Origin of the sequence: Kitasatospora sp. NPDC059327, from assembly GCF_042752535.1 — a bacterium.
Taxonomy (GTDB): domain Bacteria; phylum Actinomycetota; class Actinomycetes; order Streptomycetales; family Streptomycetaceae; genus Kitasatospora.
The window spans coordinates 44,985-68,713 of sequence record NZ_JBHYYB010000032.1 but is presented as its reverse complement, the minus strand read 5'-3'; the positions used below and the strand labels follow the sequence as shown (position 1 = coordinate 68,713).

The following is a 23,729-nucleotide window of genomic DNA, read 5'->3' as shown; positions in this document are numbered from 1 at the left end:
TAATGACCACCCCACGGACGACCGCCCCGCCCACGGCCACACCGCCGGCGGCCTCGACGGCGCCCGCCGGCGCGCGGCCGGCGCAGCTGACGGTCCTCGGCAACCCGGGCCACCGACGGGTGGCGCTGTTCAGCGCGGCCGCCCGGGCGGCCGGCCTGCCCGAGCCCGCCGTGCTGCCCTGGATCGATGTGCTGCGCGGCCGCCTCCCGCTGCCCGGGGGCGGCCTGTTGCGGATCGAGTCGCCCGGTGAGGACGCGGCCGTGGACGAGCTGCTGCGCGGTCCGGCCCTCGGCCCCTCCTACGCCCCGACCAGGGTGGAGGGCGGTGCGGCCTGGTACGCCGGGGTGGTGGCCGCCCTGCGCGCGGTGGCGCGGGTACCTGGGGTGCGAGTGCTCGGCGATCCGGAGGAGATCGCCGTGATGTTCGACAAGCGGCGGGCGCACGCACGGCTGGCCGGCGCCGAGGTGCCGGTGCCCCGCGCGCTCGGTGGCGCCGACCTCACCGGCTGGGACGACCTCCGGGAGCGGCTGCGGACGGCCGGGATGCGGCGGGTCTTCGTCAAACCGGCGCACGGCTCCTCCGCCTCCGGTGTGGCGGCGCTGGAGTTCGGCCCGCACGGGCAGGTGTTGGCCACCACCTCGGTCGAGCTGGCCGGCGGTCAGCTGCACAATTCGCTGCGGGTCCGGCGCTATCGGGACGAGCGACAGGTGGCCGAGCTGGTCGACCGCCTCGCGCCGGACGGGCTGCACGTCGAGCAGTGGATCCCGAAGGCCTCGCAGTCGGGTCGCTCGGCGGACCTCCGGATCGTGGTGATCGCCGGGCGGGCCACCCACGTGGTGGTGCGCACCAGCTCCCAGCCGATGACCAACCTGCACCTCGGCGGGGCCCGGGGCAGCCTCGCCCTGGCCCGGGAGGCGGCCGGCCCCGCCTGGCCGGACCTGCTGGAGACGGCGGAGCGGGCCGCCGCCTGCTTCCCCGGCTCACCGATGGTCGGTGTCGACGTGCTGCCCACCGCCGGCTGGCGCCGCGCCCTGGTCGGTGAGGTGAACGCCTTCGGCGACCTCCTGCCGAACCTCACCGGCCTGCCCGGCAGCCCGGCCGAGGGCCTGGACACCTATGCCGCCCAACTCGCCGCCCTCCACCGACCGGGTCCGCGGCCCGGGCCGACGCACAGCACACCGATCGAACCGACGGAACCGAAGCGATGAACCAGCGGCACTCCCAGCACCGGACACCGACCACCACGACCGGGACGGCGACGGCCGAAGCGCCCGCACCCGCACCCGCACCCGCACCCGCACCCGCACCCGCACCCGCACCCGACATGAACGCCGTCGTGGGGACCCACGACCTGCTTCTGGTCACGCTGGACACCCTGCGTTTCGACGTGGCCGAGGAGTTGGCCCGGGCCGGGCGGATCCCCCACCTCGCCGCCGTCCTCCCCGGCGGCCGCTGGGAGCGCCGGCACTCCCCGGGCAGCTTCACCTATGCCGCGCACCAGGCGATCCTGGCCGGCTTCCTGCCCACCCCCGCCGCCCCCGGCGGGCCGCACCCGCGCCTGTTCGCCGCCCGCTTCGCCGGGTCGGAGAGCACCGCTCCCCGCACCTGGGTGTTCGACGCGCCCGACCTGCCGGGCGCGCTCGCCGCGCACGGGTACCGGACGGTCTGCGTCGGCGGCGTCGGATTCTTCAACAAGCAGGGTCCGCTCGGCTCGGTGCTGCCCGGGCTCTTCCAGGAGAGCCACTGGGCGCCGGAGATGGGTGTCCCGTCCGCCACCTCCTTCGAGGCGCAGGTCGCGTGCGCCGAGCAGGTCGCCGCCGCGCAGCCGGCCGGGCAGCCCCTCTTCCTGTTCCTCAACGTCTCGGCGCTGCACCAGCCCAACTGGTTCCACCTGCCGGGCGGCACGCGCGAGGACGGGGACTCCCGTGCGAGCCACGCCGCCGCCCTGGAGTACGTGGACGCGCACATCGGCCGGTTGTTCGCGGCGATGAGCGCCCGTCGGCCGTGCTTCGCGATCGTCTGCTCCGATCACGGCACGGCGTACGGCGAGGACGGCTACACCGGTCACCGGATCGGCCACGAGGTGGTCTGGACGGTGCCGTACGCGCACTTCACCCTCCCCGCCCGCCCGACACCCACCGGCCCGGCGCCGGCCCACCCGGTGCCCACCGGCCCCACGCCCACCGGCCCGCTGCCCACCGCCGAGGAGACCGCATGACCACGGCACCGGCCCCGCCGACCGACTCGCCCTACCGCTCGTACGTCTACGCCTACCCGCACAAGACCGCCTACCGGCCGCTGCCGGAGCGCCCGGCGCTGCGCGAGCTGTGGGCCGGCGAGCCGCAGCACGCGCTCTCGCTCTACCTGCACATCCCGTTCTGCGAGGTCCGCTGCGGCTTCTGCAACCTGTTCACCCGGATCGGCAGCCCCGAGGGCCTGACCACCGCCTACCTGGACGCGCTCGACCGGCAGGCCGCCACCGTCCGCGAAGCGCTGGACGACGACGCCCGGTTCGCCCTCGCGGCGTTCGGCGGCGGCACACCCACCTACCTCACCGCCGCCGAGCTGGAGCGGCTCTGCGACATCGCCGAGCTGCGGATGGGCGCCGATCTGCGGGCGGTCCCGCTGTCCGTGGAGGCCTCCCCCGCCACCGCCACCGCCGACCGGCTGGAGGTACTGGTCGCCCGCGGCGCCACCCGGCTGAGCCTGGGCGTGCAGTCGTTCCTCGACGAGGAGGCCCGCTCCGCCGTCCGCCCGCAGCGGCGCGCCGACGTCGAGGCCGCCCTCGGTCGGATCCGCGCCGCCGGGTTCCCCGTCCTCAACATCGACCTCATCTACGGCATCGACGGCCAGACCGAGGCCGGCTGGCTGCGCTCACTGGACGCCGCGCTGGCCTGGCGACCCGAGGAGCTGTACCTCTACCCCCTGTACGTCCGACCGCTGACCGGCCTGGCCCGGCGCGGCGAGCAGGAGAGCCCGGCCGCCTGGGACACCCGCCGGCTCGCGCTCTACCGGACCGGCCGCGACCACCTGCTCGCGCACGGCTACCAGCAGGTGTCGATGCGGATGTTCCGGCGTGCCGCCTCCCCCCAGGCCGGGAGCGACGAGTACGCCTGCCAGACCGACGGCATGGTCGGCCTCGGCTGCGGAGCCCGCTCCTACACCTCCCGGCTGCACTACTCCTTCGACTACGCGGTCAACGCCACCGAAGTGCGCGGCATCATCGACGACTACGTGGCCACCACCGACTTCCGGCACGCCGAGGTCGGCCGGTACCAGACACCCGAGGAGGCCCGCCGCCGGCATCTCGTCCAGTCGCTGCTCCAGGCGGAGGGCATGCCCGTGGCGGAGTACCACGCCCGGTTCGGCAGCACCCCCGCCGAGGACTTCCCGGCCGAGCTGGCCGTGTTCGGGGCCCGGGGCTGGCTCGCACCGGACGAGTCCCGCCTGGTGCTCTCGCCGGAGGGGTTGGCGCACTCGGACGCGGCCGGTCCGATGCTGTTCTCCCCCGAGGTCCACCGGCTGATGACCGAGTACGAGGCGAAATGACCTTCCTCGGCATGCCCGCACCCCGCCCGGCCACCGACCGCTCCCGGCCCGGCCCCGCGTACCCATCCGGCCCCGACGGCGTACCCGACCCCGACGGCGTACCCGGCCGCGCACCCGGGCCGGCTCCGCGACCCGGGTCGGACGGCGAACCGGGCGGCGAACAGGCAGGCGGGGTCGACCTGTCCCTGCTCTACCGGGGCCCGCTGTCCTCCTGCGACTACGACTGCCCGTACTGCCCGTTCGCCAAGCGGCGTGACTCCCCCGAGCAGTTGCGGGCCGACCGGGCCGCGCTGGAGCGGTTCACCGCCTGGGCCGCCGGGCGGGCCGGTTCCGGGGACACCCTCTCGGTGCTCTTCACCCCCTGGGGAGAGGGCCTCGTACGGTCCTGGTACCGGCGGGCGATGGTCGAGCTGAGCCGGCTGCCGCACGTGCGCCGGGTGGCGATCCAGACGAACCTCAGCTGCCGCACCGACTGGCTGGCCGAGGCCGATCCCGACACCCTGGCACTCTGGGTGACGTACCACCCCGGGCAGGTCACGCACGAACGCTTCCTCGCCAAGTGTCGCGAGCTGGACGCGCTCGGTGTGCGCTACAGCGTCGGTGTGGTGGGCCGCCCCGACCACCTCGCGGAGGCGCGCCGACTTCGTGCCGCGCTCGATCCCGCCGTCTACCTGTGGATCAACGCCGCGGAGGGCCTCGACTACACCGACGCCGAGGCCGCCGACTGGACGGCCGTGGACCAGCACTTCGGCTACAGCCGGCACGCCCACCCGAGCGCCGGCCGCCCCTGCCGCACCGGTGAATCCGTGCTCTCGGTGGACGGCCACGGCACCGTCCGCCGCTGCCATTTCGTCCGCGACGAACTCGGCAACCTCTACGACGGCTCCTACCGGGCCCAACTGCGCGTCCGGTCCTGCCCGCTGCCGGTCTGTGACTGCCACATCGGCTATGTGCACCTGGAGACGCTGCCGCTCTACGAGGTCTTCGCCGGGGGCGTCCTGGAGCGGGTGCCGCACGGGTGGTGACCAGGCCCTCGTCGACGGTGCGCCCGGCGACGCCGGTCCGCCGCCCCCCTGCGACGCGGGAGGTGGCGGACGGCTCGCCGGCGTGACGGGCACTCAGTCCAGACAGAACTCGTTGCCCTCGATGTCCTGCATGACGATGCACGAGTCGGTGCCGTCGTAGAGCAGTCGCACGCGCACCCCGCCGAGCGCGACCACGCGCGCGCACTCGGCCTCCAGCGCGGCCAGCCGCTCCTCCCCCACCAGGCCGGTGCCGACCCGGACGTCGAGGTGCACCCGGTTCTTGACGGTCTTGCCCTCGGGGACGCGCTGGAAGAACAGGCGCGGACCCACGCCCGAGGGATCGCCGCAGGCGAACCACGAACCCCGCTTCTCGGGCGGCAGCGAGCGGTGGTGGTCCTCCCACGTGGCGAATCCCCGCGGAGGCGGCGACACGACGTACCCCAACACCTCGCACCAGAAGCGGGCGACGCGCTCGGGTTCCGCGCAGTCGAAGGTGACCTGGACCTGCCTGACCAATGCCATCGGGCCACCGTAACAGGGGACTTCCGCCCGATCCCCGGTGGGGATCATCGTCCTGAGGGACGGGTAGGCACCCGCGAGAACCCGCCGTGTCGTGCCCCCTGGGCCCTCCCGCGACCTTCCGCCGTCAGCGCACTAGCCTGGAGGGAGGAGGCGATGGCAATGCTTGGAGACGCACCACTGGTGGCCATCATCCCGGCGGCGGACCTGGCCCGGGCGAAGCGCTTCTACACCGACACCCTCGGTCTGAAGCTCACCGACGAGAACCCGCAGGAGGTCAGCTTCGAATGCGGCGGCACGGAGTTCGGCATCTACGAGACGCCGAGCGCCGGGCAGGCCGCGCACACCCTCGCCAGCTTCAAGGTCACCGACCTCGACGGCGAGATGGCGACGTTGCGCGACCGCGGGGTCACGTTCGAGGAGTACGACCTGCCGGGACTGAAGACGGTCAACGGCGTCGTGGAGGCCGAGGGCATGCGGGCGGCCTGGTTCAAGGACAGCGAAGGGAACATCATCTGCGTGAACGAGCGGACCGCCTGAACGGGCGGACCGCCGCGTGACGCCCGCCGTTCCCCCCGGGCCCGGCAGGCGAGGATCGCCGGGAAGTCGCCGCCGGACCCGTCTCCGGCGGGCGGCCTCCTGGTGCGTCCGTTGACCATCCGCGCGGGTCCGCCCGGCGCGAGGTGCTGCCGCCCCGGCAGACCGGACGGACGTGTCCGGAGCGGCCGGCACCCGCACCGGGCGCCGGGGTGGCTCAGCCCCCGGCGCCGTCGGCCGACAGCGCCGAGTCCAGCGCACCCGTGACCCGGTTGAGCAGGACGCGCAGGGCCGCCAGGTCCTCGACCGGCAGGCCGGTGGCGGTGAGCAGCCTGCGCGGCACCTGCCCGGCCCGGTCGCGCAGTTCGCGTCCGGCGTCGGTGAGGCTCACGGTGACGGAACGCTCGTCCTCGGGGCTGCGCTCGCGGCGGACCAGGCCGGCCGCCTCCAGCCGCTTGAGCAGCGGCGAGAGGGTGCCGGAGTCCAGTCGCAGATGCTCGCCGATCCGCTTCACCGGCAGTTCGCCGTGCTCCCAGAGCACCAGCATGACCAGGTACTGGGGGTAGGTGAGACCCAGGTCCTTGAGCAGGACGCGGTAGACACCGCCGAACGCGCGCGAGGCGGCGTTCAGCGAGAAGCAGATCTGCTGGTCGAGGCGGAGCAGGTCCTCGTCACGCGGCAGGTCCTCGTCACGCGGCGGCCGCTCGCCGAGGAGCGGGCCGGCGTCCGTCGGCCCGGAGCGGGCGGCGTCGACAGCGGCGGTCGCGGGGGAAGCGGTCTCGGGGGGCATGGCCATGGCCCCATGGTACCGATCGCATGCGCCATTCAGTTGTGCGCAATTCAATTGCGTGCTCTACTTGTCTTCGGAAGGCGGCCCCACCGGGCCGCCGGGGACAGAAGCAGTACTGACGCAGGACGGAAGGGACCAGATCCATGGACGCGCTCTACACCGCAGTGGCCACCGCGAACGGCCGAGAGGGCCGCGCTGTCAGCTCCGACGGGCAGCTGGACCTGGCGCTGGCGATGCCGCCCGCCCTCGGCGGCAGCGGCCAGGGCACCAACCCCGAGCAGCTGTTCGCGGCCGGTTACGCGGCCTGCTTCGCGAGCGCCCTGGGCCTGGTCGGCCGGCAGGCCCGCGTCGACACCAGCGAGGTCTCGGTCACGGCCGAGGTCTCGATCGGCAAGGACGGCGCCGGCTTCGGCCTCGCGGTGGTCCTGCGGGTCGAGCTGCCGGACGCGCTCGCCGGCGAGGCGGGCGAGCTGCTGGTCAAGCAGGCGCACGAGGTCTGCCCCTACTCCCGGGCCACCCGCGGCAACATCCCGGTGGAGCTCGTCGTCGAGTAGACACCTCCGGGCACCGGCAGGGCCCGCCGCGCGAGCGGCGGGCCCGCTGCCGTCATCCGCCGCCGGGCGGCTCCCCCGTGACACCCCCACCCGGACCATTCGCACCCGGACTGTTCGCACCCGGGCCGTTCGCGCCCCGCAGGACGTCCAGACGCTGTCGGTACTCCTCCGCGTCGATCTCCCCGCGCGCGAACCGCTCGGCCAGCAGGTGCTCCGCCGTCGGTGACACCGCCCGCGGCGGCCCCGCCGCCCCGACCTGCCCGCCCGCTCCCCACGGCGCGGGCGACACCGGCCGTGAACCCCGGGAGAGATGGCGGACCAGGGCGACGGCCACCAGCACCAGCACCACCAGGACCACCAGCGACACCAACATCATCAGGCCGAAGCCCCAGCCGCCCCACATGTGACCGTGACCGTGGCGCGGACCGTTCCAGTGCCCCATCTCGGCCTCCTCCTCCGGCCCCGCAGGGCCTATCGAGGTCATCGGCGTCCTATCACCATCGTGCGCCCGCGGCCCTCGGGCCGACCTGATGATTGCCTGAGAAAACGCTCCCGGCGCGCCGACCGGACCGGTCGGGGTAGCGTTGCGGCCCATGGACCACCACCCGCCGGCCGACGACCGCGAGCGGCTCGTCGCGGCCGGGGTGCTCCGCCGCTACGAGGACCGACAGCTGCACCCGGCCCTGCGGCACTCGCCGATCTTCTACGTGTCCACCCGGCTCTGGGAGGAGCTCACCGCGCTCGCCATCGCGCCAGCGGCGGCCACCGCCACCGCCCACGCGCTGCTGGCCGCCATCGCCGCCGACGCCGTGGACGCCGCCCTCGCGCCCGGCAACGAACGGGCGCCGCGCGACGACCTGTACGTGACGCACCCCGCCTACATCGGCCCGCACCGGCGGGTGGTCTGGTTCCAGCGCACCGGCCCACGCGGACTGGTCACGGCGACGTTCCCCCCGGAGCGGTGAGCCGGGAGCGGTGAGCCCGGGGCCGCGAGCCGTCAGCCGTGGGCCGCGTGCCGGGGATCGCCTACCGAACGCGCGCTCCGGCGGCGGCGTCAGCGCTCGACCCGCAGGCTGTGGCACGCCCAGCTCAGCCGGTCCGGCCCCGCCGCCGCCGGCCGGTCGTGATAGGTGCCGTCCGCCACCGAGAGGTTGACGATCAGGTACGCGTGGAAGTCCGGCCCGACCCCGCGCCGGTCGGCGTGCACGAGCGTGTCGCCGACGAACCAGTCCACCGAGTAGGAGCCCAGCACCGCCCGCAGGTCGAAGGTCGCGCCCGGGGCTATCCCGGCGTCGGCCCCGTGCCAGTACCGGAAGCCGCCGCGGACGTGGTTCGAGATCTCCAGCAGGTCCGGGTTGTCGGGGTGGTACTCGAAGACGTCCACCTCGTTGCCGCCGTCCCGCCAGGTCCAGATGGCCGGCCAGGCGCCCAGCTCGACGGGCAGGGTGACCCGCGCGGTGAGGACGTCGCCGGTGCGGACCTGGAACGCCTCCGGGCTGCCCTCGGTGGTCAGCAGGCTGCACGTCCACAGCTCGCCGCCGTGCCGCCGGACGGCGGTGAACACCCCGCCGGGGCAGTAGGCACGACTCAGGAAGTCGAGCTTGTGATCGCCCCGGTTGGTCGGCCCCATCCGGGGATAGGCGCTGCTGCGGCCCGCCACCCACTGCCTGGTCGAAGTGAAATCCGCGTCGAACACGACTGCCACGGCCGCCTCCCCGGTAACCCTGAGCGTCGGCGACCCCGCGTCGCCACACACTGAGAGTGATGTACCCGATACCCTCCGCAGTATGCGAACCGGACGCTCCGGGTCCGGGGACCGGGCGACCCGGACCGCGCGGAGTCACCGGGAGACGTGACCGGCGCAGGAAGGCGGAAGCGGCGCAGGAAGGCGGCAGCGGCGACGGGAGTCGTCAGCCGATGACGACGGGGACCTCGGTGCTGCCCAGGCGGTCGGTGACCGACACGACGCCGTCCACCGAGCGGCACAGGTTCAGCACGATCGGGACGAGGTGCGGCGCGGGCACACTGCCGCTGAGCACCACATGGCCCTGGTCGACCTCCACGCCGACCTCGGCCGGGCTCACCCCCTCGATCCGGCCGAGCACCTCCTCGACGATCTCGCGGCGGATCACCCGGTCCTCACGCAGGAAGACGCGCAGCAGGTCACCCCGGCTCACCATGCCGAACACCCGGCCGTCCTCGTCCAGCACCGGAAGCCGCTTCACCCCGTGCCGGCTCATCAGCCGGGCCGCCACGACCACGCTGGTACCGGGCGTGGTGCACACCGCCGGGCCGGTCATCAGGTCCGCGGCGGTGACGGCCCCGTCCGGACCGGTCCGGGTCAGCTCGGGCGGCGGCAGCATGCTGCCCTGGTCCTCCTGGGCCGCCAGGGTGAGCAGCAGGTCCGCCTCGGAGACGATGCCGAGCGGCCGCCCGTCGGCGTCCACCACCGGGACCCCGGTGATGTCGTACTCGGCCAACAGCGCGACGATCTCCCGGAACCCGGTCTCGGGCGCGATCCGCACCACGGGGCTGGTCATCACTGATTCGACGGTGGCATGCCGCACGCCGGTCACCTCGTCCACGAGCCGCTGTCCGCCGGACGACCGCCGTCCGGCCCGGTACCTGGAGCATCGCTCCCGGCCGGGCCCCTGGCCAGGGGCCAAGGTGCTGACATCCCGGGACCAACGGCCCTGCCGTCGAACGCTCCTCTCACAGCGTACGGCGGTCCGGTCGGACGGCCGAGCCGTCACCGCCCCCCGGCGGCATCCGGTCCGGAGCCGCGCGGTCGGACCCCGGCCCGGCCGCGCGGCGGCCGCGGCAGGAACGAACTGGTCCGGGCGGTGTACTCGGCCCAGCCGGGCTTGGTGACGCCCAGTTGCCGCTCCAGCATCGGTCGCCCGCTGCCGAACGCCAGCAGCCACGTCATCAGCAGCGGGCTGCCGACGAAGGCCCAGCCCACCGGGGCGTCGGCCACGAGCAGGAACAGGCCCCACCAGACGCAGGCGTCCCCGAAGTAGTTCGGATGCCTGGTCCAGGCCCAGAGCCCCCGGTCCAGCACCCGGCCCCGGTTGGCCGGGTCGGCCCGGAAGCGGGCGAGCTGGTGGTCGCCCACCGCCTCGAAGAGGAGGCCGAAGCCCCAGAGCCCGACGCCCGCCCACACCACCGCGCCCGGCGGGCCCGGCAGGTACTGCGCCGCCTGCACCGGCAGCGAGACGAACCAGGCGAGGGCCGCCTGGAGCAGGTAGACCTTGCGCAGCGCGTACGCCGTCCGGCGTTCCGGCGGGGCCTTGGCCAGCATGCGGGCGTAGCGCGGATCCTCGGGCGCGCCCCGCCCGCGCCGGCCGATGTGCACCGACAGCCGCACGCCCCAGACCGTCACCAGCGCGGTGGCGAGCGCGCGGCGGGACCAGTCACCGTGTCCGGCGGACAGGCCGAAGCCGGTCAGCGCGACGGCCGTGAAGGCCAGGCCCCAGGCGACGTCGACGCCCCGGTGGCGGCCGGTCCGGACGCCCGTGACGAAGGCCGCGAGCATCACGGCGAGGGCCGCGCCCGCCGTGGCGGCCAGGTTGACCGCGAAGGCGGCGGCGTTCACGCCCCGCCCCCGGGGCGGGGGACGGGGACGGGGACGGGGACGGGGCGCGGGTCGACCTCGCCGGGCCGGGTGAAGAGCAGCTGTCGCACGTCCAGGTAGCCGCTGCGGAAGCCCGCCTCGGAGTACGCCAGGTACAGCTCCCAGGTACGGCGGAACACCTGGTCGAACCCGAGCGCGGCCACCTCGTCGGCCCGTTCGGCGAAGCGCTCGCGCCAGAGCCGCAGGGTCTGCGCGTAGTGCGGGCCGTAGCCGTGGGAGTCCGCGAGCAGCAGGCCGCTGTGCCGGGCCGCGGCCCGGGCGAGCGCCCGGCCGGAGGGGATCTGGCCGCCGGGGAAGACGTACTTGTGGATCCAGGTGTAGGTGCCGGCCGAGGCGAGCATCCGCTCGTGCGGCATGGTGATGGACTGGAGCGCCACCCGGCCGCCCGGCGCGAGCACCCGGTCCAGGGTGGCGAAGTAGACCGGCCAGTACCGCTGCCCGACCGCCTCGATCATCTCGACGCTGACCACGGCGTCGTACTGACCCCGGACCTGCCGGTAGTCGCAGAGCCGGACGTCGACCGCCCCGGCGTGGCCGGCGTCGGCGATCCGGCGGCGGGCGAGGGCCAGTTGCTCCTCGGACAGGGTGAGGCTGACAACGGTCGCGCCCCGGTCGGCGGCCCGCAGCGCCAGTTCGCCCCAGCCGGTGCCGATCTCCAGCACCCGGCTGCCGGGGCCGACCGCGGCCAGGTCGAGCAGCCGGTCGATCTTGCGGCGCTGCGCGGTGGCGAGGGTGGACCACTCGGCCTGCGGCGAGCCGTCCGGGCCGAGCGGGAAGATCGCCGAGGAGTAGGTCATGGTCGGGTCGAGGAAGAGTCCGAAGAGCTCGTTGGACAGGTCGTAGTGCCGCCGGATGTTGCGCTGCGCGTTCTCGACGGTGCCCAGGTCGGTGGCGGGGGGCCTGCGGAGGAGCAGCGGGCGCAGCCGGGCCGTGCCCGCCGGGACGAGCGTCTGGGGTGCGGTGGCGAGCGCCGTCAGCAGCCCCACGAGGTCGGGCGCGTCCCAGTCGCCGGCCTGGTAGGCCTCGCCGAAGCCGATCAGGCCGCCGGCGCCGACCCGGTGCCGGAAGGCGTCCGGCCGGTGCAGCCGCAGGACCGGCGCGTCCGTGACCGGGCCCTCCGTGACCGGCGCGTCGGGCAGGCCGCCGTCGGACAGGTGGCCGTCGGGCCGGCCGTCGCCCGGGAGGCGACTGTCGGGCCGCTCGACCCGCAGGCCGCGCTGCCGCGCCGCACGACGCAGCAGCAGACCGGCGGCGGCCGCCCGGACCGGCACGCGCGGCACCGCGGCCACGTCCGGCCAGCGCACCGGGTCGACCTCGGGTACGGCCGGTACCACGGGTACGACGGGTGACGCGGTGACGGGGGTTCGGGTGGGTGCGGTCACGGCTGGTGGACCTCTCTCCGGGAACGGGGACGGCCGAAGCGGAGCAGGCCGAGGGGGTGGCGGCCGCGGCGGGGCCGGACCGGACGGACGTGGCCTGCGCGGGGCTGGACGGGCAGCCCGCGCAGCAGCAGCCGGATGCCCTGGTAGCGGATGTGCGCGCTGACCGCGAGCGTGGAGAACGGGTGGCGCAGCACCGCGCGCAGCAGGCCGAGCGCCGAGGCCGGCGCGCGCACCCCGTGCACGGTGGCGGTGAACTCCCGCCCGCCCGTGCGCTCCAGTCCGACGGTCAGGTCGAGCCGGTCGCCGGGCTCGGGCAGCGTCATCCGGTACTCGCCGTCCACCGGGAAGAACGGCGAGACGTAGAACTCCTTGGCGGTGCGCGCCCGGCCCCGGTGGTCCGGGAGCAGCAGGTAGCGGTGGTCACCGCCGTAGGTGTTGTGCACCTCGGCGACCGTGCAGACCGGGCGGCCCGCCCGGTCGTGGCACCAGTAGACGGTGAGCGGGTTGAACACGTGGCCGAACGAGCGGGCCTGGGTCAGCATCAGGACCCGGCCTCCGTCGAGGTCGACGCCGTGTCCGCGGAGGTAGGCATCGAGGTTGCCGCGCAGCCCGGCCCCGGGAGCCCCGGGGTGGTCGGCCGCGCGGAACCGGGCCAGCGGGCGCAACGGACGGGGCAGGCGGGGCAGGTGGTCGAGGTCGACCAGCCACAGGTAGCCGCGGTGCTCGAAGGTGTGCCGGAGCGGGACGGTCCGGACGTGGGTGATCCGGCACTCGTACAGCGCGGCGCCCCATGGCCCGGGCAGCTCGCCCGCGCCCGGGGCGCGGGCCGCGTCGTTCGGTACGGCCGGCGCGGTCCCGGTCACGACGCCCTCGCCCCGAGCAGGGTCCGGGCGGCGGCCAGCCCGGAGCGGCAACCGTCCTCGTGGAACCCCCAGCCCTGGTAGGCCCCCGCGTAGGCGGTCCGTCCGGTGGCGAGTTCGGGCAGCCGGCGTTGGGCGGCCACCGCCTCCAGGGTGTAGACCGGGTGCTCGTAGACCGTGCGGGAGACCACCTGTGCCTCGGGCACCGGCCGGTGCCGGTCCTCGTTGAGGGTGACGACGTAGTCCTCGCGGGTGCCGAGGCCGAGCAGCCGGTTGAGGTGGTAGCTGACCCGGACGCCTTCGGCGGCGCCGTGGCAGTCGGTCATCCGGTAGTTCCAGGACGCGCGGGCCCAGACGGCGCTCGGGAGGTGCCCGGCGTCGTGATGGAGCACGGTGGGGTTGCGCGAGTAGGTGAACGCGCCGAGGATCTCGCGTTCGGCCGGCGTCGGGTCGGCGAGCAGGCGCAACGCCTGGTCGGCGTGGGTCGCGACGACCACCGCCTCGGCCCGGTGGCGCTGCCCGTCCTCGGTGATCACCGTGACACCGTCGGGGTGACGGCGCACCGCCCGGACCGGCGCGGCGCGGTGCACCACGGCGATCCGCTCGGCGATCCGCTCCACGTAGGTGCGGGAGCCGCCGACCACGGTGCGCCAGGTCGGTGAGCCGGTGACGCTGAGCAGGCCGTGGTTGTTCAGGAAGGCGAACAGGTGGCGGGCCGGGTACTCCCCGGCGAGGTCCGGGGCGCAGGACCAGACGGCGGAGACCAGCGGGGTCATGAAGTGACCGATGAAGTACGCGGTGAACCCGCCCTCCCGCAGGAACTCGCCCAGGGTCTGGTCACGGCCCGACGGGTCGGCGAGCAGTCGGCGGGCCCGGCGGTGGAACAGCGGGATCTCCGCCAGCATCCGCAGGTAGGGGCCGCGCAGCAGGCTGCCCGGTCTGGCGAGCAGCCCGGCCGGACCGCGCGAGCCGGCGTACTCCAGCCCGCAGCCCTCGCAGCTCACCGACATGCTCATGTCGCTCTCCCGGGTCTCGACACCGAGCTCGGCGAACAACCGGGTCAGTTCCGGGTAGGTGCGCCGGTTGTGGACCAGGAATCCGGTGTCGAGCGGGACGGTCCGACCGTCGGAGGCGGTGACCACCTGGGTGTGCGCGTGGCCGCCGAGCCGGGCGTCGGCCTCGAACAGCTCGACGTGGGCGCCTGCCCGGGTCAGCTCGTGGGCGGCCGTCAGGCCGGCGACCCCGGCCCCCACCACGGCGATCCGCCGGCCGCCGTCGGCCGGCCGCCTCGGACGGCCGACCGCCGCCGCGGTGGAGACTGCGCTGGACGTGTCCACAGGTCTTCCCCTCCAGGTCGCGCGCCCGGCCGGGTGCCGGACGTCGCTCGCGTGCACTGGTGGTTCGTAGCCACCGGCGGAGCGGATTGGACCTTCGGACGGAGTCGTGGACGGCGCGGTCGGGGCCCGCCGTCCGGGCGGCGTGGTGCCGTCCGGGCGGCGGGCCGCGGGCCGGTCAGGTGAACGGCAGCAGCAGCACGGGCGTGCCGCTGGGGTGCGGAGAGCCGCCGGCCGGTTCCACGGTGACCCCGATGCCCGCGGCGCCGTCGAGCGGGCCGTCGAGCAGCAGCGAACCGTGGGTGCCCGGCATCAGCCCGGCCGGGCGCATCGTCCCGGCGTCGTTGAACCAGATCTCGTAGGTCTTGCCGGCCGGCAGTGCCGGCATCCCGGCGGCCAGGAACCCGGCCTGCCCCTTGCTCTCCGACCAGACCACGGTGCCGACCCCGGAGCCGGCGGTGGTCTTCGCGGTGGCGGTCCTGGCGTCGGGGGCGGTGAGCAGCGTCCCGAGGTCGGCCTGCTGCTGTTGCAGTCGGGCGGCCTGCGAACGCGCCTGCTCGGCCCGGTCGTGCTGCTGGACGGCGAGACCGCCGAGCGCCGCGGCGACGGCGACCGAGGCCGCGAGGGCGAACTTCGGCCAGCGGCGCCGCCACCGCCCCGGCCGCCCGGGGTCGCCGTCCGGCTCGGCGCCGGCCTGCGGTGCGAGCTGACGGACGGAGGCGATGCCGCCCAGCACGCGCGCGCGCAGCTCGGGGGGCGGGGTGACGGTCTCGGCGGCGCCGAGCCGGGCCAGCGTGGCGGCGAACTCGGCCACCTCCTGGGCGCAGGCCGGGCACTGGGCGAGGTGGCGCTCGAACGCCTCCCGCTCGGCCGCGGGCAGGGCGTGGGCCGCGTACGCGCCGGTGAGCGTGTGCAGGTCCGCCGCGACGGTCATGACGCCACCCCCAGGCAGTCGCGCAGCCGGATGAGGCCGTCCCTCATCCGGGTCTTGATCGTGCCGAGCGGGGTGGCGAGCAGGTCCGCCACCTCCGGGTAGGAGAAACCCCGGTAGTACGCGAGCGTGACCGACTCCCGCTGCAGCTCGGTGAGCATCCGCAGGCACCGCCTGACCTGCTCCCGCTCCAGCCGGCCCTCGACCTGCTCGGCGACCTCGTCGAAGACCGGGGCGTAGGCCTTGGCCGCGGCCCGCTGGTCGCGGTCGGCCGCGGCCTGCGCGGCCCGGACCCGGTCCACGGCCCGCCGGTGGGCCATGGTCAGCACCCAGGCCAGCACCTCGCCGCGGTCCGGCCGGTACCGCGCGGCGGTGCGCCAGACCTCCAGCATGACCTCCTGGGTGACCTCCTCCGACTGCGCCGGGTCGCGCAGCACCCGCCGGACCAGGCCGAGCACCTGCCCCGCCACGGCGTCGTAGAGGGCGGCGAAGGCGTCCTGGTCACCGAACGCCGTCCTGGCCATCAGTTCCTTGAGATCCGGTCGGCGCCGCTGCGGGCCGGCCAGGTGTACGACGGTACTCACCTGGTCACCTTCCCACGGTGGTCGGCGCGGGCGACCGGCCCGGAAGGACGGGCGGGTGGCCTGCCCGGCGGGCAGTTCCTTGGCATACGGGTCCTCCGGTGCCCGGCGCGATCGGTCCGCGGCGGGCTGTCGTACGGGTGTCGGCATCGTCTGTTCGGAGCGGACGGGCCGGCGGATTGCCGCGATCCGCGGACTGCCGCGGATCCGTGCGGACCTCCGCTCCCGGGGGCGGCCGGTGCGGGACGGCGCTGCCGGGCGCGGACCGGTGCTGCCGGTGCGGGACGGCGCCGCCGGGGTGGACGGCGCGGGACGGCGCCGCCGCGAGACCGGGTGCTGTGGCGACCCGGGCGGCGGGCGGCCAAGCTGACGGAGAGGGCGGCGACGGCGGGACCGGCGGAGACCGCGACCGGCCGGCCGCCCCGGCCGGTGACACCCGGACCGGGCCCCGGGGCCGTGACCTCCCCGGGCGGTGGCGCCGAGCCCCGCGACCGCACCCGACGCTCCCTGGAGGCGCCATGGCCGGACCGAGCACCCCCGAATCCCCGCTGCGCTGCCTGGTCACGGGCGCCACCGGCTACATCGGCGGCCGGCTCGTCCCGGAGCTGCTGGCCGCCGGGCACTCCGTCCGCTGCCTGGTCCGCGACCCGGGGCGGCTGCGCGACCACCCCTGGCGGCCCGAGGTCGAGGCCACCGCCGGGGACGTCACCCGGCCCGACTCGCTGGCCGGGGCGTTCGCCGGCATCGACGTCGCCTACTACCTGGTCCACTCGCTGGGCACCGGCCCCGACTTCGAGGCGACCGACCGGGCCGCCGCGCGGGCCTTCGGCGAAGCGGCGGCCCGCGAGGGCGTGCGCCGGATCGTCTACCTGGGCGGCATCAACCCGGCCGGGGTCCCGGCCGCCGAGCTCTCCCCGCACCTGCGCTCCCGCGCCGAGGTCGGCCGGCAGCTGCGGGCGGGCGGGGTGCCGACCGCCGAACTGCGGGCGGCGGTGATCATCGGATCCGGGTCCGCCTCCTTCGAGATGCTCCGCTACCTCACCGAACGGCTGCCCGTGATGGTCACGCCGAACTGGGTCGGCACCAGGATCCAGCCGATCGCCGTCCGGGACGTGCTGCACTACCTCACCGCGGCGGCGCGGCTGCCGCCGGACGTGGACCGGGCCTTCGACATCGGCGGCCCCGACATCCTCACCTACCGCGAGATGATGGAGCGCTACGCCGCCGTCGCCGAACTGCCGCGCCGCCTGATCGTGGCCGTGCCGGTGCTCACCCCCCGGCTCTCCAGCCACTGGGTGGGCCTGGTGACGCCCGTCCCCAACCCGCTCGCCCGCCCGCTGGTGGAGTCACTGCGGCACGAGGTGGTCTGCGGCGAGCACGACCTCGCCCGGTACGTGCCCGACCCACCCGGCGGCCTGACCGGCTTCGACCGGGCGGTGCGCCTGGCGCTGCGGCGGATCAGGGACGCCGAGGTGGCCACCCGCTGGTCCTCCGCCAGCCTGCCCGGCGCGCCGAGCGACCCGCTGCCCACCGACCCGGACTGGGCCGGCGGCAGCCTCTACCAGGATGTCCGGGAGCGCCGGGTGGCCGCGCCGCCGGAGGCGCTCTGGCAGGTGGTGGAGGGCATCGGCGGCGAGAACGGCTGGTACTCCTTCCCGCTCGCCTGGGCCCTGCGCGGCCGGCTCGACCGGCTGGCCGGCGGCGTCGGACTGCGCCGGGGCCGACGCGACCCGGCGAGGCTGCGGGTCGGCGACTCGCTGGACTTCTGGCGGGTGGAGGAGATCGAGCCCGGACGGCTGCTGCGGCTGCGCGCCGAGATGCGGCTGCCCGGTCTGGCCTGGCTGGAGCTGTCGGTCACCCCGGACGGCCTCGGCGGCAGCCGCTACCGGCAGCGGGCACTGTTCCACCCGCACGGGCTGGCCGGCCACGCGTACTGGTGGTCGGTGGCGCCGTTCCACGCCTTCGTCTTCGGCGGGATGGTCCGCCGGATCACCGAGCGCGCCGCCGCCGAATCGCGGAACTCCGCCCCGAACGGCGCAACCATCACATGATCGACTCGTTGGACCGTCCGCCACCACACACAGCCGGCTCCGGGAGGACTCGTTGGCAGGACGGATAGACGGCGGAGCACCGCCCCGGGGCGCGACGGCGCGCCCGGTGGCCCGCGCCGAGGCGACCCTGGTGCGCCACTACCGGCGACTGGTCCGGCTGGCCTACCTGGCCCTGCCGGCCGACCGGGACCGGCACAGCCGGGTGCTCGCCGCGCACGCCGCCGTCCAGCGCGCCCTGCCGTCCCGCTGGACCCGGCGGGAGGAGCCGGCGGGCGTCGACGAGGACCCGCTGTACGCCGCCCTGCGGCTGCGGGTGCTGCGGACCGCCCTGCACCCCCGGCCCGCCGACCGGCTGCTGACACCCCGGGTCTGGGGACTGCGGCTGTTCACCCCCGGCGGTGGTGAACGGGACGCGGCGCTGGACCGGGAACTGACCGCCCTGGACCCGGCCACCCGGTCGGCGTTCGCCCTGCTGGCCGTGGAGGAACTGACGCCCGGACAGGCCGCCGACGTGCTGCGGCAGGCCGGTGTGACCGCGCCCGACCGGGCCGTCACCGAGGCCGCGAAGCTCTCCGTCGGGCCCGAGCCGGGCCTGCCCGCCTTCGACCCGTGCGCGGTGCGCGTCCAGCCGACCGACCTGTTGCGCCGCCGCCGGGCCTTCGGCGCCTCGCTCGTGGTGGCCGCCCTCGCGCTCACCACGACGGCCGCCGTGCTGGCCGGTTCGGGCGCTCCGGCCCCGGCCGGGGCGCCCACCCGTCCGCTCGCCGCCCCGCCCAGCGGGACGGCGCCCGACCCGGCCGGGCTGCTCCGGGCGGCCCCGGACCAGTGGCAGCACACCGCCCGGATCGACTTCCTCGCCTGGCCCGCCCGGGGCGACCGGCGCGACGACACCGCCCTGCTCGGCCGGGCGCTCGCCGCCTGGGCCCGCCCCGGTCCGCGGACAGCGGCCGAACCCGGCACCGGAACGACCCCGCCGCAGAGCCCGGCCCACCTGCTGTTCGCGGGCACGGTCGACGGCGCGGCCGTGGTGGTGCTGTACGACGGCGCGAGGCTCGCCCGCTGGACCGACGGGCCCGGCGGCGGGCTGGACCTCGCCCGCGCCGACGACTCCTCCGTCACCACCGCCGGCGCGGTGGTCCTGCACCGCCAGGGGGCCACCGCCCGCTATCTGCTCGCGCCCTGGATCGACGCGGCCGAGACGCGTCGGCTCGACCAGCCCGACGCGCCCGCGAAACCCCTGGACCGGGTGGACGGCGTGACGGCCCCGACACCGGGTGCGGCGCCGGGTGCCGGCCCGTTGGGCTCCCCGGGCTCCGGTTCGCCCGGTACGCCCGGTTCGCGCTTGCCCGGTACGAGTCCGCCCACTACGAGTCCGCCCGGCACGAGTTCACCAGGTACGAGTCCGCCCGCTTCGAACTTCCCGGGCGCGTTCGCGGACTGCCAGGGCGCCACGGTGCTCCAGTTGCGCTCCTCCCCCGCCATCGCGGAGAAGCACGCCTTCCTGCTGGCCGACCTCGGCGGGCTCGTCCCCGCCCACCTCAGCTACACGCCACCCCCGGACCGCACCCAGCCGGCCCGGCAGCCCCGCGAGGCGGTCGGCCCGGACGCGCTGGCGGCCTGGGCACGCGCCGGCTGCGCGGTGCCGGACGGCAGCCCCGGCGTCAAGCAGCTCAACCTCTGGGCCTTCGCCGTCCAGCAGTTGCCGCAGAACGCGGGCGCGGCGTCCTGGGTGTGCCTGCGCGCCGACCGCTGGAACGGCGAGGGCAGCGCCGCGACCGCCGTGCTGCTGCCGAACGCCCGGGGCCCGCAGCGCACGGGCGGCGGTCCGGGCCGGGCGTGCAGCCGGTTCGAGCAGGACACGGTGGGGTGGACGTGGTGGCGCTCGCCGCAGGGCACGGAGTTCCTGCTGGCGGCGGGGAGTCGGCGGGTCGCCCGGATCGCCGTCAAGGGACCGGACTGGACGGCCGACCGGCCCACGCCCGACCACACCCTGGCCGTCGAGCGGCCCACCCGGGCCGCCGTCGCGCTGGAGGCGGTGCTGGACGGCGGGGCCCGGATCACTCCGCTGCGGTGACGGCGGGGCGGGGGCCAGGGGAGGACAGCCGGAGGAGACGGCCCGGTGGGGACGCCCGGGTGGTGAGCACCGCCCCGGGCCGCCCGGCACGGCGTGGACGGCCCGGGGCGTGACGGGGGGGTCAGGCCGTCTCCCTCGCCGGTCAGGCCGCCCAGCGGCCCCGGACGTCCAGGCGCCGCAGCAGCGGATGCACCTCACCGGTGGGCCCTGGACCGGTCCGCTGACCCGTCACCCGCCGCGCCCACCAGGCGGACGCCAGGTTCGAGGAGAGCAGCGGGCGGCCGCTGCTGTCCTCCCGCGCGAGCTCGGCGAGTGCGGCGAGCGTGCCCATGCCGGTACCGGTGAACAGCAGCGCGGAGTCGTCGGGCAGGCGGTACTCCTGCTGGTAGACGCGTATTCGCTCCCTGATCCGGCCGGGGGTCACCTCGTACGGGTCGAAGTGGTCGGCCCCGTCCGGGGTCTGCCCGGCCGGGACGAGGACGACGCCGTCCACGGTGAGCCCGGCGCGCTCCCAGAAGGCCCGGGAGGTGTCGGTGAGCCACCGCTGGTAGGGCGAGACAAGGGTGAGCCGGCTGACCCCGAGCTCCTCGCAGGCGGCCAGGATCGCCTGGGTCGAGGAGGTGACGGGAAAGCCGAAGCGGTTCGACATCTCCTCGCACAGCGCGAGGTCGCCCTCCGGGTCGAGCAGGTAGTGCGAGGCGCTGCAGGCCACCACGGCCGCGTCCAGGCGCATCGCGCCGAAGCCCTCGATGGTGTCGGGCAGGACCCGGTTGTAGGTCTCCAGCATCTCCCTCAGTCCCACACCCGGGGTGGTGGGGAAGCGGGAGGTGTACACGTGGGTGGCGGCACCGATCAGCCGGTTGAACTCCGGCTCCGCCGTGGGGTTCTCCGGGGGGACGACAACTCCGAGTCTGGGCAGTGAGAAGAGATCCATGGCCGCACAGTAGGCCGAGCTCCGTGACGGGGGACAGATCCGCCGACATGAAGAGACAGAGCACTCACAGATGCTTTGCACACTGTTCCCTTTGTTGACACTCCTTGACACTCCCCCACAGATCCCTGACCCGAATCCCCTTGTTTCCCCTAGGGGTTCGGTGAAGTCTGGTGATCAAATCCGCCCCGTGGACCGGACCGCAGACGCGTGGCCACGCGGCCGACCTCCCCTGGTTTCCCCTGAAGGAGCGCGCTCCGTGCCCGCAGCCGCAGAACACGCCGGAAAGAAGCAGGTGCACCTCGCCGTGCAGCTGCCGGCCATCCACAACGTCACCGTCTGGACGGACCCCCGCTCCGAGAGCCAGATCGCGATCGACTCGTTCATCCGGCTCGCCCGGACAGCGGAACGCGGCAAGTTCGACTTCTTCTTCCTCGCCGAAGGACTCCGGCTGCGCGAACACAAGGGCCAGGTATACGACTTGGACGTGGTCGGCCGCCCGGAGAACCTGACCGTGCTCGCCGCGCTCGCCGCGGTCACCGACCGGATCGGCCTCGCCGCCACCCTCAACACCACCTTCAACGAGCCCTACGAGGTGGCCCGCCGGCTGGCGAGCCTGGACCTGCTCAGCGGCGGGCGGTCGGCCTGGAACGTGGTCACCAGCTACGACGCGTTCACCGGGGAGAACTTCCGCCGCGGCGGCTTCCTCGCCGAGGCCGACCGCTACACCCGAGCGGCCGAATTCCTGCAGACCACACGCGAGTTGTGGGACAGCTGGGCCGAGGGCGACGTGCGCGCCGACGCGGCCGACGGCCAGTTCGTCCGCCCCGGTGCCGGGACCTTCGCCCACCGGGGTACGCATTTCGACATCGCGGGCCGGTTCACCACCCCGCGGGGCCCGCAGGGGCATCCGGTCATCATCCAGGCCGGGGAGTCGGACGTGGGCCGGGAGTTCGCCGCCTCCGACGCGGAGATCATCTTCAGCAAGTACAACCAGCCCGAGGACGCCCGGGCCTTCTACCGGGACGTCAAGTCCCGGCTGGCCAAGTACGGCCGCCGTCCGGAGGACCTGAAGATCCTGCCCACCGCGACGGCGGTGGTGGCCGACACGGACGAGGAGGCCACCGCGTACGCCGACGAGATCACCCGCGCCCAGGTCAGCCCGCAGACCGCGATCGCCCACCTGGAGGGCGTGTGGGGCCGGGACCTCTCCGCCTACGACCCGGACGGACCGCTGCCCGACATCGACCCGGAGCCCGAGGCACACCTGCTGAAGGGGCACTCGGTGTTCCGCAAGGGTCGCGAGGAGACCGCGCGGCGGTGGCGCAGGATCGCCGAGGAACGGAACCTGAGCATCCGTGAGTTGATGATCCACGTCCACGGCGGACAGAACTTCGTCGGCAGCCCGCGCACCGTCGCCGACACCATCGACCGCTTCGTGCAGGAGGACGCGGCCGACGGCTTCATCCTGGTACCGCTGCTGACACCCGACGGCCTGGACGACTTCGTGGACCGGGTGGTCCCGATCCTCCAGGAGAAGGGCGTGTTCCGCGAGGACTACACCGGGACGACGCTCCGCGACCACCTGGGCCTCACCCTGGGCCCCGGCTCCCCGAAGGAGACCTCGTGACCGCCACCCCTTCCGACGCCCCGCTGCACCTGGCCGTCGCCCTCGACGGCGCGGGCTGGCACCCGGCCGCCTGGCGGGCCCCGGACGCCCGTCCGTCGGAGCTGTTCACGCCCGACTACTGGGCGGACCTGGTGACCGAGGCCGAGCGCGGCCTGCTCGACTTCGTCACCCTGGAGGACGGCCTCGGCCTGCAGTCCGCCCCCTTCCACCGGCCGGACGAGCGCACCGACCAGGTCCGGGGCAGCATCGACGCCGTCCTGCTGGCCGCCCGGCTCGCGCCGCTGACCGAGCGCGTCGGCCTGGTGCCGACCACGAACGTCACCCACACCGAGCCGTTCCACCTCGCGATCGGCATCGCGACCCTCGACTACGCCGCCCGGGGCCGGGCCGGCTGGCGGCCGCAGATCGCCTCCCGCGCCGCCGACGCCGACCACTTCGGCCGCCGCAAGACCCCCCAACTCACCGACGACGACATCCGCGACCCCGAGCTGATCGCCAAGCGGCTCCGCCCGCTCTTCGCCGAGGCCGCCGACGTGGTCGAGGTGGCGCGGCGACTGTGGGACAGCTGGGAGGACGACGCGGAGATCCGGGACGCGGCCACCGGCCGGTTCATCGACCGCGACAAGCTGCACCACATCGACTTCGAGGGACCGCACTTCAGCGTCCGGGGACCGTCGATCACCCCGCGCCCGCCGCAGGGCCAGCCGCTGGTGGCCAGCCTGGCCCACGCCTCGACGCCGTACGAGTTCGCGGCCCGCGCCTCCGACCTCGTCTTCGTCACCCCGCACGACCGGCCCGGTGTCGAGCGGATCCTGGCCCAGGTCGACGAGGCCGTCGTCGCCACCGGCCGCGACCTGCGGGCCCGGCCGCTCAGGCGGTTCGCCGACCTGATCGTCCTGCTCGACGACAGCCCGGCCGCCGCCGCCGACCGCAAGGCCCGCCTGGACGACCTCGCCGGCGCCGAACTCGCCTCGGACGCGGCCGTCTTCGTCGGCACCGCGGCCGGTCTGGCCGACCTGCTGCTCGACTGGCGCTCCGCCGGCCTCGACGGTTTCCGGCTCCGCCCGGCCGCCCTGCCGCACGACCTGAACGCGATCACCCGCGCCCTGGTCCCCGAGTTGCAGCGTCGCGGCGCCTTCCGCACCGCGTACACGGCGACGACGCTGCGCGGGCACCTGGGGCTGGAGCGACCCGCGAACCGGTACGCGCGGGCCTGAGCAGGCCGGGCGCCCGCCCTTGCCCGGTCCGGGCGCCCGGCCGTACGACCGCACGCGGTCGCGTTCGACCTGATCACCCTCGACCGCTCGGCGGCTTCTCGCCCGGCCGGCCGGCGGCGCGTGGCACCGA

At 75.1% G+C, this 23,729-nt stretch carries 23 protein-coding genes; 11 read left to right on the top strand and 12 right to left on the bottom strand.

The window, feature by feature from the left end:
* The first annotated feature begins 2 nt into the window (after positions 1–2).
* The 4 genes from ACFXHB_RS20900 (at position 3) to ACFXHB_RS20885 (ending at position 4,574) form a co-directional block, all read left to right on the top strand.
* Positions 3–1,208 carry an STM4014 family protein gene (locus ACFXHB_RS20900; RefSeq protein WP_380576078.1) on the top strand — a complete coding sequence of 402 codons (1,206 nt, stop codon included), beginning with the start codon at positions 3–5 and terminating at the stop codon, positions 1,206–1,208.
* 116 nt (positions 1,209–1,324) lie between these two features.
* Positions 1,325–2,218 (top strand): STM4013/SEN3800 family hydrolase, encoded by an 894-nt coding sequence (locus tag ACFXHB_RS20895; RefSeq protein ID WP_380576108.1) that lies wholly within the window; start codon positions 1,325–1,327, stop codon positions 2,216–2,218.
* Entirely contained in the window at positions 2,215–3,549 is a 1,335-nt protein-coding gene (locus ACFXHB_RS20890; RefSeq protein ID WP_380576077.1) for an STM4012 family radical SAM protein, read from the top strand. The genes ACFXHB_RS20895 and ACFXHB_RS20890 overlap by 4 nt, the downstream gene beginning before the upstream one ends.
* Positions 3,550–3,560: 11 nt before the next feature.
* Positions 3,561–4,574, top strand: a complete 1,014-nt coding sequence (locus ACFXHB_RS20885) for an STM4011 family radical SAM protein (protein ID WP_380576076.1) — start codon at positions 3,561–3,563, stop codon at positions 4,572–4,574.
* Between the two features lie 93 nt (positions 4,575–4,667).
* Here the strand turns inward: ACFXHB_RS20885 and ACFXHB_RS20880 are convergent, their stop codons facing one another.
* Complete coding sequence (locus ACFXHB_RS20880; protein ID WP_380576075.1) at positions 4,668–5,096, bottom strand: VOC family protein; 429 nt, start codon at positions 5,094–5,096, stop codon at positions 4,668–4,670.
* A 153-nt stretch (positions 5,097–5,249) separates the two neighbouring features.
* On the opposite strand from ACFXHB_RS20880, the gene ACFXHB_RS20875 reads away from it, so the two are divergent.
* Entirely contained in the window at positions 5,250–5,633 is a 384-nt protein-coding gene (locus tag ACFXHB_RS20875; protein ID WP_380576074.1) for a VOC family protein, read from the top strand.
* 214 nt (positions 5,634–5,847) lie between these two features.
* Here the strand turns inward: ACFXHB_RS20875 and ACFXHB_RS20870 are convergent, their stop codons facing one another.
* Complete coding sequence (locus ACFXHB_RS20870; RefSeq protein ID WP_380576107.1) at positions 5,848–6,420, bottom strand: MarR family winged helix-turn-helix transcriptional regulator; 573 nt, start codon at positions 6,418–6,420, stop codon at positions 5,848–5,850.
* A 143-nt stretch (positions 6,421–6,563) separates the two neighbouring features.
* Between ACFXHB_RS20870 and ACFXHB_RS20865 the strand changes: the two genes are divergently transcribed.
* Positions 6,564–6,974: an organic hydroperoxide resistance protein gene (locus tag ACFXHB_RS20865; RefSeq protein ID WP_380576073.1), complete on the top strand. Its 411-nt coding sequence runs from the start codon at positions 6,564–6,566 to the stop codon at positions 6,972–6,974.
* Between the two features lie 52 nt (positions 6,975–7,026).
* Here ACFXHB_RS20865 and ACFXHB_RS20860 read toward each other — a convergent pair whose 3' ends face one another.
* Positions 7,027–7,458, bottom strand: coding sequence for an SHOCT domain-containing protein (locus ACFXHB_RS20860; protein ID WP_380576072.1), 432 nt, complete (start codon positions 7,456–7,458; stop codon positions 7,027–7,029).
* A gap of 109 nt (positions 7,459–7,567) precedes the next feature.
* Between ACFXHB_RS20860 and ACFXHB_RS20855 the strand changes: the two genes are divergently transcribed.
* Positions 7,568–7,939 carry a hypothetical protein gene (locus tag ACFXHB_RS20855; RefSeq protein ID WP_380576071.1) on the top strand — a complete coding sequence of 124 codons (372 nt, stop codon included), beginning with the start codon at positions 7,568–7,570 and terminating at the stop codon, positions 7,937–7,939.
* Between the two features lie 89 nt (positions 7,940–8,028).
* On the opposite strand, the gene ACFXHB_RS20850 is transcribed toward ACFXHB_RS20855, so the two are convergent.
* The 8 genes from ACFXHB_RS20850 to sigK form a co-directional block, all read right to left on the bottom strand.
* The gene (locus tag ACFXHB_RS20850; protein WP_380576070.1) at positions 8,029–8,679 is read right to left on the bottom strand and encodes a beta-glucanase; all 651 of its coding nucleotides are present in this window, start codon (positions 8,677–8,679) and stop codon (positions 8,029–8,031) included.
* Positions 8,680–8,884: 205 nt separating this feature from the next.
* Positions 8,885–9,514, bottom strand: a complete 630-nt coding sequence (locus tag ACFXHB_RS20845) for a CBS domain-containing protein (protein ID WP_380576069.1) — start codon at positions 9,512–9,514, stop codon at positions 8,885–8,887.
* A gap of 209 nt (positions 9,515–9,723) precedes the next feature.
* Entirely contained in the window at positions 9,724–10,509 is a 786-nt protein-coding gene (locus ACFXHB_RS20840; RefSeq protein WP_380576106.1) for a DUF1295 domain-containing protein, read from the bottom strand.
* Between the two features lie 56 nt (positions 10,510–10,565).
* Complete coding sequence (locus tag ACFXHB_RS20835; RefSeq protein ID WP_380576068.1) at positions 10,566–11,990, bottom strand: class I SAM-dependent methyltransferase; 1,425 nt, start codon at positions 11,988–11,990, stop codon at positions 10,566–10,568.
* A complete protein-coding gene (locus ACFXHB_RS20830; protein WP_380576105.1) occupies positions 11,987–12,793 on the bottom strand; it encodes a DUF1365 domain-containing protein in 807 nt (268 codons plus the stop codon). The genes ACFXHB_RS20835 and ACFXHB_RS20830 overlap by 4 nt, the downstream gene beginning before the upstream one ends.
* 56 nt (positions 12,794–12,849) lie before the next feature.
* Positions 12,850–14,112, bottom strand: coding sequence for an NAD(P)/FAD-dependent oxidoreductase (locus ACFXHB_RS20825; protein WP_380576104.1), 1,263 nt, complete (start codon positions 14,110–14,112; stop codon positions 12,850–12,852).
* Between the two features lie 250 nt (positions 14,113–14,362).
* Entirely contained in the window at positions 14,363–15,118 is a 756-nt protein-coding gene (locus ACFXHB_RS20820) for an anti-sigma factor domain-containing protein (protein WP_380576067.1), read from the bottom strand.
* Positions 15,115–15,699 carry an ECF RNA polymerase sigma factor SigK gene (gene sigK, locus ACFXHB_RS20815; protein WP_380576066.1) on the bottom strand — a complete coding sequence of 195 codons (585 nt, stop codon included), beginning with the start codon at positions 15,697–15,699 and terminating at the stop codon, positions 15,115–15,117. The genes ACFXHB_RS20820 and sigK overlap by 4 nt, the downstream gene beginning before the upstream one ends.
* Positions 15,700–16,214: 515 nt before the next feature.
* Here sigK and ACFXHB_RS20810 point away from each other — a divergent pair.
* The gene (locus ACFXHB_RS20810; RefSeq protein ID WP_380576065.1) at positions 16,215–17,747 is read left to right on the top strand and encodes an SDR family oxidoreductase; all 1,533 of its coding nucleotides are present in this window, start codon (positions 16,215–16,217) and stop codon (positions 17,745–17,747) included.
* A gap of 52 nt (positions 17,748–17,799) precedes the next feature.
* The gene (locus tag ACFXHB_RS20805; RefSeq protein ID WP_380576064.1) at positions 17,800–19,821 is read left to right on the top strand and encodes a hypothetical protein; all 2,022 of its coding nucleotides are present in this window, start codon (positions 17,800–17,802) and stop codon (positions 19,819–19,821) included.
* Positions 19,822–19,963: 142 nt separating this feature from the next.
* Here ACFXHB_RS20805 and ACFXHB_RS20800 read toward each other — a convergent pair whose 3' ends face one another.
* Complete coding sequence (locus ACFXHB_RS20800; RefSeq protein WP_380576063.1) at positions 19,964–20,755, bottom strand: arylmalonate decarboxylase; 792 nt, start codon at positions 20,753–20,755, stop codon at positions 19,964–19,966.
* Positions 20,756–21,011: 256 nt separating this feature from the next.
* On the opposite strand from ACFXHB_RS20800, the gene ACFXHB_RS20795 reads away from it, so the two are divergent.
* On the top strand, positions 21,012–22,382 hold the full coding sequence (locus tag ACFXHB_RS20795) for an NtaA/DmoA family FMN-dependent monooxygenase (RefSeq protein WP_380576062.1): 1,371 nt from the start codon (positions 21,012–21,014) through the stop codon (positions 22,380–22,382).
* Entirely contained in the window at positions 22,379–23,599 is a 1,221-nt protein-coding gene (locus ACFXHB_RS20790; RefSeq protein ID WP_380576061.1) for an LLM class flavin-dependent oxidoreductase, read from the top strand. Before ACFXHB_RS20795 ends, ACFXHB_RS20790 begins: the two co-directional genes overlap by 4 nt.
* Positions 23,600–23,729 lie beyond the last annotated feature (130 nt).